Origin of the sequence: Bradyrhizobium sp. PRIMUS42 (assembly GCF_023006515.1) — a bacterium.
Lineage (GTDB): Bacteria > Pseudomonadota > Alphaproteobacteria > Rhizobiales > Xanthobacteraceae > Bradyrhizobium.
This window is the reverse complement of the sequence record NZ_JALBGZ010000108.1, coordinates 1-12,170: the sequence shown is the minus strand read 5'-3', so window position 1 is coordinate 12,170 and position 12,170 is coordinate 1. Positions and strand designations below refer to the sequence as shown.

The following is a 12,170-nucleotide window of genomic DNA, read 5'->3' as shown; positions in this document are numbered from 1 at the left end:
CGGACTTGGTGCGGATCGACGGCTTCACCGCGCCCTGCTCCGCAAGCAGCAAGGCGACCTCGTAGATCGTGCTCGCGCTGCCGCTCTTGAGTTCGAGCTCGATCTCGCTCACCGGCAGCGAGCGGTCGCCGGCCGTCAGCTCGCCCTGGTCGAACGCGACTTCAACCGTGCCGGTCGGCAGGTCGATCATCCGCGCGTGGCGATGGACGTCGGCTGTGAAGATGGCCTCGAGCGGATGCGCTTCGAGGGAGCTGCGAAGCTTCTCCGGAATGAAGGGCATCGCCAGCGCGAGATCGGGCGCAAGCGACGGCACGCTCGCCTCCCACTCGCCACGGCGCAGCGGATCCTCAAGCGCCTCGGTCTTCACCGTCTGCACGAAGCGCGTACCGCTCTGGCGCACGCGCAGGCTGAGGCCATTGCGCCGAAGCGCGCGTTCCGGTGTGTCGTAGTAGACCGACTTGAGATGCTTTCGCGAGCCCTTGTTGCGCGCGTGCGCCGCAATGACAGGCGCGGCGTTGAAATGCGCCATACGATCGGCATCGACGATGAGCTTGAGCTCGATTTCGCCGGCAGGCCGTGCGGCGGCTGACGACTGCGTTGGCGCGGGGGGCGCGTCTTGCGATGGCGTCTGATCACTCACAGCGCCCTCGACGTTCGCGGGTTCCGCGCCGTCCTCAATTTGCCTCAGGAAGCCGGCGGCGACTTGCGTTCTCTTGTTGTCCTTTGGAGCAGGATTCCCATCGGGCGCGACCGGGGTCTTGCGGACCGGCGTTGCATCTGACTTTAGCATCTACGGTAACATGACAGTTCGATGACAGAGCGACAGCATATAGCCGGAGCCGCAAGCAAGGAACAGTCGTTACGTCGCATGCGTGATCTTGCATACGAGGCGCGGCAACACTGCCGAGGTTTGTCACAATCCAGCGACGTGACGGCTCAAATTGCAGCCGGTCCGGCAGGCGATCGAATCGATAGCGAATCCCGCAGCTCCCGAAACCGAATTGAGAAGCCAGCTCCGATGACGGGGCGGAGTTTGTGACAAGCCCGATGCAGCCCCGTCATCCCGGAGATCGCAACGGATTGGCGTCGCAAGAGACGGTTCCCAACGATCAGAGCGGAAGCTCTTCGTTTTCGCCGGATCAGGGCGCGCGGACGCGCATCAGTGTGCCAGCGTGTTCTTGTAAATCCTGCCGCCCTTCATGATCACCACAAAATTCTTCACGGGATCCTCGACAACCCTGATGTTGTCGAGCGGATTGCCGTCGATCAGCAGGAGATCGGCCAGCGCGCCTTCCTCCACCACGCCGAGCCGGCCTGGGTAAGGATTTCGCGCGCCCGACAGGCTCAGCAGTTCCGCATTGGTCGACGTTGCCATGGTCAGCGCTTCGGCCGGCGTGTACCAGCGCGTCAATGCGGCAAGCATCGCGCCCTGAGTATCCGCCAGCGCCTTCGAAAACAGAATGTCGGTTCCGAACGCGGTTTTGATGCCGTACTTCTTCACCAAGGCATAGACGCGGTCGGTGCCGGTAACCACCTGCCGCATCTTGTCCTGCTCGGCGGGGCCGAGCGCCGCCGCAGCGGACAGATCGAGAAACGGCTGCGTGCTCAGCCAGATGCCCTTCTCAGCCATCAGCCGCGCGCTCGCCTCGTCCATGAGATGACCATGCTCGATGCATCTGACGCCGGCTGCGATCGAGCGCTGGATCGCAACCGGCGTGTAGGCGTGGGTCGCGACATAAGTCCCCCAATTGTCGGCAGCTTCGACGGCGGCACGCAGCTCCGGCTCGGTAAAGGTGGAGACATCGAGCGGGCTGAACGGCGAAGCGACGCCGCCGCCGGCCGTGAGCTTGACCTGCGAAGCGCCCTGCATGAGCTGCTCGCGCGCGCGCACCCGGACCTCGTCGGGACTGTCGGCGACCATGCTGCCGCCGATCCGTTCCATGCGGCTGAGCATCCCACCGATCGTGCGCGGCAGGTCCGAAAGCTGGCGGAAGTCGCCATGGCCGCTGGTGATGGTGATCATGGCGCCCGAGGGATAGATGCGAGGACCGGCGACGAGGCCCTCGTCGATGGCCTGCTTGAGGCCGAAGCTCGGCCCGCCCATGTCGCGCACGGTGGTGAAGCCACGCATCAGCGTCGCGGTCGCTTCGCTGGCGGCGAGCAGATTGTTGTAACCGATATCCCCCGCAAGCACGGCCATCGGCGTGGGCCGCACCAGCATCGCATGCCAATGCGCGTCGATCAGGCCCGGCATCAGCACGCGGCCGCCGCCGTCGATCATTTGAGCGGAGGCGGTCATGTCGCCGGTCGAGATCTTCTCGATGATCTTGTTCCGGACCAGGACGCTGGACGGCGCGGAGAGCGAGCCACCCTTGCCATCGAAGATCCGGACGTTGCGGAACAGGACGGCGGAATCCTGTTGAGCTGATGCGGGTCGCGCGAGGCCAAGAACTGCCGCCGTGAACGCAAGCAGTGCGGCGGCTCGCAACGGCACCGCCAGCGTACGCCAACTCAACATGTTCAGTCTCCCCGGCGGCGCTTACGCAGGCTTGGCGACGAGGGGCCAGGCAAAAGTCAGCCCCCCGATGCCGTGGGACAGAAGGTCGATGCCGAGCAGCAGTCCGAGGACCGAGAACTCGACGCTGGTCAGTTGATTCCGCCGCCCACGACGAGTCAATTTGCAACCGCTAGGCGATTTTGCAGTCCTGCCATACGACTCGATGCAAGAGCTTGCGAGCGCGCAACGCAGCGTGAATTTCCGGCATATGCGTAAGCTTCACTGCCACGCATGCATCAAACTCGAATCAAAAATAGATGAGAGCCCGCAGTTCCATCAACGCCAGATTGCACCCGGCTCGTAGTGGAGTACGATCCAGAACGCGCTATGCGATGGAAGATCGTCGGGGCGGGAGGAAGTCTCAAAGGTAGACCTGACATCAAGTAAGCGAGGCGCAACATGGTGACACAGACCAGTGACGAACGCGTTCTGCTGACCAAGATGCTCGGCGGGCTTCTCGCGATCATCGTCGGATGCCTGCTGACCGCGGTCGGCGTGACATTCGAATCCACCGGCGTGACGATTTTGGGCGTGCTGTTTCTTGCGCTCGGCGCCGTCCTGCTGGTGCTCAAGATCGTCAGACGAAACCTGGGATCGCCGCTGACGTAACGAGCTGACGCAGCTCGCTCACGCCCCAAGCACGTCGGCGAGCCGCAGCTCGTCAGCGGCCGGATCCTTCAGGAACAGCTCGGCCTCGATCTCGTCCAGATGCGACAGCATCTGCGCGCGCGCGGCCTCTCTGTCGCGTTTGCGGATCGCGGCGACGATGCCGGCGTGGTGGTCGGTGCCGCAGGCCGGCGTGTCGTGACGGCGGTAGAGCAGGATGATCAGCGAGGAACGCGCGATCAGCTCCTTCAGGAAGCCGAGATAGATGCTGTGGCCGCTCATCTCGGCAATGAGCCGGTGAAACTCGCCGGAGAGCCGGACCGAGGCGCGGGCGTCGCCGCGCCGCTCGGCCTCGCGTTCCTCGGCAAGATGTTGCTGGAGACGATCGAGCCAGGCCGGCGACACCGCGTCACAGGCATGATCGACGATGGTGGGCTCGATCAAGCGGCGCGCCTCGAAGACTTCGCGGGCATCCGCTGGCGTCGGCCGCGCGACGAAGGCGCCACGGTTCTTCTCGATGTTGACGATGCCCTCGTGCGCGAGTTGCTGGAGCGCAGTGCGGACCAGCGTACGGCTCGCGCCGTAGATCTCGCCGATCTCATCCTCGCCGAGCTTCGTGCCCGGCAGCAGGCGATGCTCGAGGATCGCCGCGGTCACACCCTCCCGGATGCGGCTGACGCGATCGCTCGCATCGGGCGCGTCGGATTTGGGTCGGGGCTTGGCGGCCATTGGGTCGAGGGGTTGGGTTTGAAGGCATCGATCGACGACGTTCGAATGCGAATGTTAGTCGACGAGATGTATCCAATCATAGGCGAAACTTTATACAATCTTCGCCCATTTTGTGTGCAGACGACCGCGCACGGGTCGGGCAATCGGATCTGCCGGATTTGATCTAACGATCTGACTCCGCTGCACAGTTCCGGAATTTGGCCGGCAGAGAGGCGATTGGCACGGACCTTGCGGAGAGAGCGGCAGCACCGCCCTCCTTGGACACGCCATGGCCACTCCCGCCGCTCTCGAACTGGTCGCCGTCACCAAGCGCTATGACACGACGCTGGCGGTCGACACCGTCAATTTGAAGATCCCGGCCGGCACCTATTGCTGCCTGCTCGGCCCGTCCGGCTGCGGCAAGACATCGACCCTGCGGATGATCGCGGGCCACGAGGCGGTCAGCGAGGGCGACATCATCCTGGGCAGCCAGAACGTCACCGACCTGCCGCCGGCCGAGCGCGGCACGGCGATGATGTTCCAGTCCTACGCGCTGTTTCCGCATCTGAGCGTGATCGACAACGTCGCCTTCGCCCTGAAGATGCGCGGCATCGACAAGCCGACGCGTCACAAGCGCGCCGGCGAATTGCTGGAGCTGGTGGCGATGAGCCCCTATGCGGGCCGGCTGCCGGCGCAGCTCTCCGGCGGCCAGCAGCAACGCGTCGCGCTCGCTCGCGCGCTGATCACCGAGCCGCAGATCCTCCTGCTCGACGAGCCGCTGTCCGCGCTCGATCCGTTCCTGCGGGTGAGGATGCGCGGTGAACTCAAGCGGCTGCAGCGCGAGCTTGGCATCAGCTTCATCCAGGTCACCCATGGCCAGGAAGAGGCAATGGCGCTCGCCGACCACATCGTGGTGATGAACCATGGCCGGATCGAGCAGCAGGGCACGGCCCGCGACATCTTCCACCATCCCCGCACCGAATTCGTCGCGCGCTTCATCGGCGGCCACAACGTGCTCAGCGACGCCGGCAACCTCATCGCCGTGCGCGCAGATCAACTCGGCATCGCGCCGTTCACCAATGGTGCGTTCGGCGCGCCGGCGCTGCTGACCCAGACCGAGTACCAGGGCTCTTATGTCGCCGTCTCGCTCACGCTCGACGACGGCACGGCCCTGTTCTCCCACGTTCCCGAAGCCACCTTCGACGTCCACCCGTTCCGTCCGGGCGATCGTGTGCTGGCCACATGGGATCCCGCCAAGGCGCAACGCCTGCAATAGCGCCGATCGATCGATGGAATGCGCAACAGAGGAGTGACTGACATGACCGAGACCACCAGGACGAAAGGCGTCAGCCGCCGCACGCTGCTCAAGGGCACCGCGGGTCTCGCCGGCCTTGCCGCCGGCTCCGGCGCCATCACCGGCTTTCCCTATGTGAAGTCGGCCGATGCAAAGGTGCTGCGCTATCTCGGCACGGCCGTGAACGAAGGCGACGACATCGCCAAGCAGTGCCTGAAGGACACCGGCATCAAGATCGAATACATCACCGCGACCACCGACGACGTCACCAAGCGCGTGATGACCCAGCCGAACTCCTTCGACGTGCTGGATACCGAATATTTCTCGCTGAAGAAGATCGTGCCATCGGGCAACATCCTTGCGCTCGATGCCAAGAAGATCAAGCAGTTCGACAACATCACGCCCGTCTTCACCAAGGGCGAGACGCCCGGCGGCAAGAAGATCGGCGGCCAGGGCACCGCGCCCTGGAAGGTGCTTTATCTCGAAGGCAAGGACTCCAAGAAGTTCGCGACCTCGGCGACTGATTTCGTCACGCTGATCCCGACCGTCTACAACGCCGACACGCTCGGCGTCCGCCCCGACCTGATCAAGCGCCCGATCAGCTCGTGGTCCGAGCTGCTCAACCCCGAGTTCAAGGGCAAGGCCTCGATCCTCAACATCCCCTCGATCGGCATCATGGATGCCGCGATGGTCGTGGAAGCCACCGGCAAGTACAAATATGCCGACAAGGGCAACATGACCAAGGAAGAGATCGATCTCACCATGAAGGTGATGACCGAAGCCAAGAAGGCCGGTCAGTTCCGCGCGTTCTGGAAGGACTTCAACGAGAGCGTCAACCTGATGGCCTCAGGCGAGACCGTGATCCAGTCGATGTGGTCGCCCGCGGTGACCAAGGTGCGGTCGATGGGGATCGCCTGCACCTTCCAGCCGCTGAAGGAAGGTTATCGCTCCTGGGCCTCCGGCTTCTGCGTCTCCAAGGGCGTGTCGGGTGCGAAGCTCGAATGGGCCTACGAATTCGTCAACTGGTTTCTATCAGGCTATGCCGGCGCCTATCTCAACCGCCAGGGCTACTACTCGGCCGTACTCTCTACCGCGAAGGCGCACATGGAGCCCTACGAGTGGGCCTATTGGATGGAAGGCAAGCCGGCCGAGAAGGACATCAAGGCGCCCGACGGCTCGCTGCTCGAGAAGGCAGGCTCCGTGCGCGACGGCGGCTCCTACGAGGACCGCATGGGCGGCGTCGCGTGCTGGAACGCAGTGATGGACGAGAACGACTACATGGTCCGCAAGTGGAATGAGTTCATCGCGGCGTAATGGACATGTCGGAAGAAGTCCTGCAACAGGCGTCCCCGGGTTTGATCCCGGGGTCGGGCACAGCGCGCGCGGCAAAACCGACGCGCCTGTCGCCGTCATTCATCTCCTGGCTTCAGGCCGGGCCGATGATGCTGGTGTTTCTCGCCTTCTTTCTCATCCCACTGGTGTTCGTCGTCATCGTCTCGTTCTGGGATTACAACGAATACCAGCTGCTGCCCGCCTTCTCCGGCCGCGGCTACACCGACACGTTCGAGGGCTGCATCGCGCAGCTCCCCGATCTCTGCACGATCGGCAAGACCTACCTGAAGACGCTGAAGCTCTGCTTCCTGGTCTGGGCCATCACGCTGTTCATCGGCTTCTGGGTCGCCTATTTCCTCGCCTTCCACGTCAAGTCCAAGACCTGGCAGATGGGACTGTCGCTGCTCTGTACGATCCCGTTCTGGACCTCCAACGTGATCCGCATGATCGCCTGGATCCCGCTGCTCGGGCGCAACGGGCTGGTGAATTCCGGCCTCGTCAAGACAGGGCTGATCAACCACCCGATCGAATGGCTGCTGTTCTCCGAATTCTCCGTGGTGCTGGCGCTGGTGCACCTCTTCACCTTCTTCATGGTGGTGCCGATCTTCAATTCGATGGTGCGCATCGACAAGTCGCTGATCGAGGCCGCCTATGACGCCGGTGCCACCGGCTTCCAGACCCTCGTCAACGTCATCATTCCGCTGGCAAAACCCGGCATCGTGATCGGCTCGATCTTCGTCATCACCATCGTGATGGGCGATTTCATCACCATCGGGGTGATGGGCGGCCAGCAGATCGCCGCCGCCGGCAAGATCATCGAGACGCGCGTGAACGCATTGCAGTTCCCTGCGGCGGCAGCCAACGCCGTGATCCTGCTCGCCATCACCTTCCTGATCATCTCCACGATGTCGCGCATCGTCGACATCAAGAAGGAGCTCTAGAGCATGAAGGAAGGACGCCCGCGCTCTTTCTACGTGCTCGCGATCTTCTTCGCGGCCTATGTGCTGTTTCTCTACGGTCCGATGATCGCGATCTACGTGCTGTCGTTCCAGGGGCCGCAGGGCGGCCTCACCTTCCCGATGAACGGCGTGTCGACCTTCTGGATCGCAAAACTGTTCCAGGGCACCGGCATCGTCGATCTCGGCGCCGCCTTCCGCCGCTCGCTGCTGCTCGGCATCATCGTCATGACTGTCACCGTCGTGCTCTCGGTTGCCGCCGGCATGGCCTTCCGCCGCAAGTTCAAGGCGCAGAGCATCCTGTTCTACTCGGCGATCGCGAGCCTGATCGTGCCCTCGATCATCACCTCGCTCGGCATCTCGCTTGAATTCCGCATCATCGACGACCTGATCAAGGCGCACTGGAGCGAGAATTTCGAGACCTCGATGGGCCTGCTCACCTCCGGGCTCGGCGCGCACCTGACCTGGACGCTGCCGTTCGGCCTGCTCATCATGTTCGCGATCTTCAACCGCTTCGACCCGCGCCTCGAGGAAGCCGCGCGCGATCTCGGTGCGACGCCGTGGCAGACCTTCCGTCATGTCGTGCTGCCGATCATCCTGCCCTCGGTGATCGGCATCGGCCTGTTCGGCTTCACGCTGTCCTGGGACGAGCTCGCCCGCTCCAGCCAGGCGATCGGGGCGGTGAATACGTTGCCGCTGGATCTGCAGGGCCTTACCACCACCGTGACGAACCCTGACATCTATGCGCTCGGCACCGTGATCTCGGCGGTCTCGTTCACGGTGATCAGCCTTGCGCTCGGCACCATCCACATGCTCAACAAGCGGCAGGCGGCCAAGGGCTCGGACGCCGGCAAGGGACTCGTCTAAGGGGCTTGCTGATCGAGATGCGACTGCACATCGTCAATCCCAACACCACCGCGTCGATGACGGCGAAGATCGCCGCTGCGGCGCGCAGCATCGCCCTGTCCGGCACGGTGATCGATGCGCGGCAGCCGACGATGGGCCCGGTCTCGATCGAGGGATTTTACGACGAGGCCTTCGCCGTCCCCGGCATGCTCGGCTGCATCCGCGAGGCTGATCGCGACGGCGCGGAGGCCCACATCATCGCCTGCTTCGACGACACCGGCCTCGACGCGGCGCGCGCCGCCGCAAAGACGCCGGTGATCGGCATTGGTGAAGCCGGCTTCCACATGGCGAGCCTGGTCGCCGCCCGCTTTGCCGTGGTGACGACGCTAGGTGTCTCCATCGTCCCGATCGAGCACAATCTGAAGAAGTATGGCCTGGCCGATCGCTGCGCCCGCGTTCGCGCCGCCGAAGTCCCGGTGCTGGCACTCGAGGAGCGCAACACCGATGCGCTCGCAAAAATCTCCGCGGAGATCACGGCCGCGATCCGTGACGACCGCGCCGAAGCCATCGTGCTCGGCTGCGCCGGCATGGCCGATCTCGCCAGCGAGTTCGCCGCCACGCACAGCCTGCCCGTGATTGACGGCGTCGCTGCGGCGGTAACGCTGGCGGAATCACTGGTGCGGCTGGGCCTGAAGACCTCCCGACTCGGCCCCTATGCCGCGCCGCGCTCCAAGACCTATTCCGGGCCGTTTTTGCAATTTCAGCCCTAGGCTCGGCTGACACTGACAAATCCAGATTTGGTCAGCTCCTCACACGTTTGCTTTTCGCCAATAGATTGATACTATTTTTGGTAGAGTATATTTCCGGATGCATATTTGACGACATTTACCTACGCCGTTGAGGCGTGTGAGATATCATGGTCGCAGATCACGAATTTGGCGGGCAGCATACCGAACTCAAGTTGTCGATCATTGAGGGGTATTTGAACGCATTCACCACAGCGCTTCGTCCTCGCTTCAAAAACCTTTGGTACATTGACGCGTTTGCCGGGAGCGGTACTCGGACGGTACGAACCGAACGACAGGGCGCCACCCTAGTAGAAAAGCCGGTCGAAGAGGTTGTCGAGCGAAGGCGCGGATCAGCTCAAATAGCGCTGGATGTAAGACCTGAGTTTGATTTCATCGTCTTCATCGAGAAGAACCCCAACTACGTGTCCGCGCTGGAAGACTTGCGCGCCAAAAATCTCCAACGCAGGATCGTCGTCGCAGAAGAAGACGCAAATTCAGCCCTAAAGCGACTTGTCGCCAACAACAGCTGGGCCGATAAACGAGCCGTGGTCTTCCTTGACCCATATGGAATGGAGGTCGAGTGGACGACTCTTCAAGCGATTGCCGGAACACAAGCAATCGACGTTTGGTTTCTGTTTCCGCTGGCCGGATTGTTCCGACAGGCCACAAGGAAGCTGACTGACATTGACGAGCATAAGCGCGCTGCGCTGACGCGAATGTTTGGCTCAGAATCTTGGGAAGAAGAGCTTTATCCTGAGGTCGGCACCCCCGACCTGTTCGGCATGTTGCCGAAGCGACGAAGAGACCTCAATCCGGCTGGTCTGGAACGCTACGTGCGAGGGCGACTTAGCGAAATCTTCGGCGCAGTATTGAAACCTCTTGCGCTACCGATCGACCGCGGGCCGCAGATGTTTTCACTGTTCTTATGCATTTCCAATCCAGCGTCAGACGCGATCGGTCTCGCCACGCGGATCGGTGATCACCTATTAAATCCTAAGCGGCATCTCATCGTACGTCCGACCACGAAGTAGTCTGCCGGTTGCTTTCTTGTTTCTACCGCCCCATTGCTTGAAGAAAAACGCCGTGCCGTGACGGCGGCAAGCAATCTCGACTTCGTCCACCCACTTGGGATCCATCGACCGGGCGCGGGGACCGCTCTCACCGCCAACGATCGCCCAATGAATGCCGGAAAGGTCGGCGGTTGCGACAGATCCGAGCAGCGGCTCGAACGAAATGAACCGAACCACCGCGCGGACCCGGCGTAGATCGTCGATGCGATCAAAGTAATCTGCATTCTCAACACTGGTACCAAGCCAGACATTTTTGAGCGTTGGCAAGGCTTGTGTGATCTCAGCCATCCGGTCGGGGCGCTTGGTTAAGATCTGATAGGTGTGCTGTGGTGTCGCCTGCATCGTCGCCCACACTTCGCGAACAAAACTATCCGGCACATTCGCGTGGAAGAGATCGGACATTGAGTTCACAAAAATTTGGCGTGGTTTGCGCCAGGCCTTTGGTGCTTCAAGTGCTCGGAGATCGAGGAATAGTTTGCCGGTCCAAACAGACCGTTCTCCACTCTTTCGCGTTAGGCCGCGGTATTTTTCGGCTCCCATGGCTTCAAGACGTGCTGCCATGCGCATCGCGTAGCAATTGGTGCAGCCAGGGGACAGCACGGTGCAACCGGCGACCGGATTCCAGGTTGCGTCGGTCCACTCGATCGAGGTCTCGGCCATCGTGCATCCTCCCGATCGTTTAGACCTGACAGAGTGCAGTAAATTATCCCTAAGGGTCCGGGATTGCACTAACCGCCAGCGAGCTCGCCGCCACGCACAGCCTGCCCGTGATTGACGGCGTCGCTGCGGCGGTGACGCTGGCGGAATCACTGGTGCGGCTGGGCCTGAAGACCTCCCGACGCGGCCCCTATGCCGCGCCGCGCTCCAAGACCTATTCCGGGCCGTTTTCGCAATTTCAGCCCTGAACCATGCTCCTGTCGGGGCATTTGGAGGCCGCAAGGCCTGCTGAATGCTGGTTTTTTTGCCTTCAGCCTCTTTTTGGTCCCATTCCTTGCGGACATGTAACGTTTTCGGGACGCCCCGGCGGCCTCAGGGCTGCCGGTCTTCGCCACTCACCAAGTTTCAATTTGGGTTTTGTCAGCGATGATCGATCTCGCACAGGACACACCGTCCAACCCCCTTCTCCGTCTCGGCGCCCAGCCCATCGCGCTGACCGCCGCAGCGCTCCTGCTTCTGATCGCGGGGGTGACCTCGATCGCGATCTGGCGGGCCTATACCGGCGCAGCACCCGAGCCCGACCGGGTGGTGGCATCGCGGCAGCTCCAGGCGCGGACCGCCCAGGCGTCCGAGCAGCTCGTCGAGAAGACCAAGGGGCTGGAGGCGACCCAGCAGGAATCGATCGACCAGCTCCAGGTGGTGCAGGATCAGCTTCAGACCATGAAGCGGCTGATGGCGGCGCAGCAGGCCGATACCAAGCGTCTGTCCGAGCAGGTCGCATCGCTGAACGAGTCCATCGACGGCCTGCGGCAATCGTTTGCCAGCGCGCGAGGAACCGAGGTTGAAGCGCCCGCGGTTACCCGCAGGAAACCGGCGCGGCACCGCGTCCATGCCAGCGCGCGCAAGCGCTCGCGCGGCTAAACGGCCGCCACGCGGCCGGGCTTTATTTTCGCCACTTGTGAACTGGATCACATTCGACCGGATGATTCCGCGCGATGCTCGCGGTCACCGGATGGCGTGAGCCGATTTCAATGTCCGGGGCTGGCAAGGTCGTTGACGGTATACTGCGTCAACGGCCTTGTTTTTTGGTGGGGACGCTATTCGCAGACATCCACGCGGCGGGTACGCCAGCCTGCCGGCGTCATGACGCGCTTTCGCGCGACGTAGCAGCCGCCATAGCCATCGTTGTAGCCGGTACCATAGTAGTAGGGATCACCGTAATAGGGGGAGCCGTAGCCATAATAGGCGCCGTAATAGCCAGCGCCGGCGAGACCCGCCCCGATTGCAACACCCGGCCAGAAGCCGCCGCCACGCCAATGGCCACCGTGGCCCCAGCCGCCACCATGGCCCCAGCCG

General features: G+C 62.6%; 13 protein-coding genes and 1 pseudogene. 9 read left to right on the top strand and 5 right to left on the bottom strand.

What is annotated here, in order from left to right; genetic code table 11:
- Both MOV75_RS11675 and MOV75_RS11670 read right to left on the bottom strand, forming a co-directional pair.
- Positions 1-790 (bottom strand): CYTH domain-containing protein (locus tag MOV75_RS11675; RefSeq protein WP_247005744.1); only part of this gene is annotated, 790 nt, incomplete at its 3' end.
- Between the two features lie 369 nt (positions 791-1,159).
- Positions 1,160-2,518, bottom strand: coding sequence for an amidohydrolase family protein (locus tag MOV75_RS11670; protein ID WP_247005743.1), 1,359 nt, complete (start codon positions 2,516-2,518; stop codon positions 1,160-1,162).
- A 438-nt stretch (positions 2,519-2,956) separates the two neighbouring features.
- On the opposite strand from MOV75_RS11670, the gene MOV75_RS11665 reads away from it, so the two are divergent.
- Complete coding sequence (locus tag MOV75_RS11665; RefSeq protein WP_246924300.1) at positions 2,957-3,166, top strand: hypothetical protein; 210 nt, start codon at positions 2,957-2,959, stop codon at positions 3,164-3,166.
- Between the two features lie 18 nt (positions 3,167-3,184).
- On the opposite strand, the gene MOV75_RS11660 is transcribed toward MOV75_RS11665, so the two are convergent.
- The gene (locus MOV75_RS11660; protein WP_246924304.1) at positions 3,185-3,892 is read right to left on the bottom strand and encodes a GntR family transcriptional regulator; all 708 of its coding nucleotides are present in this window, start codon (positions 3,890-3,892) and stop codon (positions 3,185-3,187) included.
- Between the two features lie 268 nt (positions 3,893-4,160).
- Between MOV75_RS11660 and MOV75_RS11655 the strand changes: the two genes are divergently transcribed.
- The 6 genes from MOV75_RS11655 (at position 4,161) to tcmP (ending at position 10,118) form a co-directional block, all read left to right on the top strand.
- Positions 4,161-5,147, top strand: coding sequence for an ABC transporter ATP-binding protein (locus tag MOV75_RS11655; protein WP_246924307.1), 987 nt, complete (start codon positions 4,161-4,163; stop codon positions 5,145-5,147).
- Between the two features lie 42 nt (positions 5,148-5,189).
- Positions 5,190-6,479, top strand: a complete 1,290-nt coding sequence (locus tag MOV75_RS11650; protein WP_246924310.1) for a PotD/PotF family extracellular solute-binding protein — start codon at positions 5,190-5,192, stop codon at positions 6,477-6,479.
- Positions 6,479-7,438 (top strand): ABC transporter permease, encoded by a 960-nt coding sequence (locus MOV75_RS11645; protein WP_246924315.1) that lies wholly within the window; start codon positions 6,479-6,481, stop codon positions 7,436-7,438. Before MOV75_RS11650 ends, MOV75_RS11645 begins: the two co-directional genes overlap by 1 nt.
- Positions 7,439-7,441: 3 nt before the next feature.
- Positions 7,442-8,320, top strand: coding sequence for an ABC transporter permease (locus MOV75_RS11640; RefSeq protein WP_246924319.1), 879 nt, complete (start codon positions 7,442-7,444; stop codon positions 8,318-8,320).
- Between the two features lie 17 nt (positions 8,321-8,337).
- Complete coding sequence (locus MOV75_RS11635) at positions 8,338-9,069, top strand: aspartate/glutamate racemase family protein (protein WP_246924323.1); 732 nt, start codon at positions 8,338-8,340, stop codon at positions 9,067-9,069.
- A 146-nt stretch (positions 9,070-9,215) separates the two neighbouring features.
- Entirely contained in the window at positions 9,216-10,118 is a 903-nt protein-coding gene (gene tcmP / locus MOV75_RS11630) for a three-Cys-motif partner protein TcmP (protein ID WP_247005740.1), read from the top strand.
- Here the strand turns inward: tcmP and MOV75_RS11625 are convergent.
- Positions 10,074-10,817, bottom strand: coding sequence for a DUF5131 family protein (locus MOV75_RS11625; protein ID WP_246924328.1), 744 nt, complete (start codon positions 10,815-10,817; stop codon positions 10,074-10,076). The two genes, tcmP and MOV75_RS11625, sit on opposite strands and share 45 nt — an antisense overlap.
- A 56-nt stretch (positions 10,818-10,873) precedes the next feature.
- Between MOV75_RS11625 and MOV75_RS42660 the strand changes: the two are divergent.
- Together MOV75_RS42660 and MOV75_RS11615 are read left to right on the top strand one after the other, a co-directional pair.
- Positions 10,874-11,062: pseudogene (locus MOV75_RS42660) on the top strand (aspartate/glutamate racemase family protein); the annotation flags it as partial.
- A gap of 178 nt (positions 11,063-11,240) precedes the next feature.
- Positions 11,241-11,735 (top strand): hypothetical protein, encoded by a 495-nt coding sequence (locus MOV75_RS11615; protein ID WP_246924332.1) that lies wholly within the window; start codon positions 11,241-11,243, stop codon positions 11,733-11,735.
- A gap of 176 nt (positions 11,736-11,911) precedes the next feature.
- Here the strand turns inward: MOV75_RS11615 and MOV75_RS11610 are convergent.
- A partial coding sequence (locus MOV75_RS11610; RefSeq protein WP_247005738.1) for a hypothetical protein occupies positions 11,912-12,170 on the bottom strand: 259 nt, incomplete at its 5' end.

What these genes read in the sequence shown, in the direction of transcription:
- MOV75_RS11670 (WP_247005743.1), bottom strand. Translation starts at nt 2,518, where the DNA reads ATGTTGAGTTGGCGTACGCTGGCGGTGCCGTTGCGAGCCGCCGCACTG.
- MOV75_RS11665 (WP_246924300.1), top strand. Translation starts at nt 2,957, where the DNA reads ATGGTGACACAGACCAGTGACGAACGCGTTCTGCTGACCAAGATGCTC.
- MOV75_RS11660 (WP_246924304.1), bottom strand. Translation starts at nt 3,892, where the DNA reads ATGGCCGCCAAGCCCCGACCCAAATCCGACGCGCCCGATGCGAGCGAT.
- MOV75_RS11655 (WP_246924307.1), top strand. Translation starts at nt 4,161, where the DNA reads ATGGCCACTCCCGCCGCTCTCGAACTGGTCGCCGTCACCAAGCGCTAT.
- MOV75_RS11650 (WP_246924310.1), top strand. Translation starts at nt 5,190, where the DNA reads ATGACCGAGACCACCAGGACGAAAGGCGTCAGCCGCCGCACGCTGCTC.
- MOV75_RS11645 (WP_246924315.1), top strand. Translation starts at nt 6,479, where the DNA reads ATGGACATGTCGGAAGAAGTCCTGCAACAGGCGTCCCCGGGTTTGATC.
- MOV75_RS11640 (WP_246924319.1), top strand. Translation starts at nt 7,442, where the DNA reads ATGAAGGAAGGACGCCCGCGCTCTTTCTACGTGCTCGCGATCTTCTTC.
- MOV75_RS11635 (WP_246924323.1), top strand. Translation starts at nt 8,338, where the DNA reads ATGCGACTGCACATCGTCAATCCCAACACCACCGCGTCGATGACGGCG.
- tcmP (WP_247005740.1), top strand. Translation starts at nt 9,216, where the DNA reads ATGGTCGCAGATCACGAATTTGGCGGGCAGCATACCGAACTCAAGTTG.
- MOV75_RS11625 (WP_246924328.1), bottom strand. Translation starts at nt 10,817, where the DNA reads ATGGCCGAGACCTCGATCGAGTGGACCGACGCAACCTGGAATCCGGTC.
- MOV75_RS11615 (WP_246924332.1), top strand. Translation starts at nt 11,241, where the DNA reads ATGATCGATCTCGCACAGGACACACCGTCCAACCCCCTTCTCCGTCTC.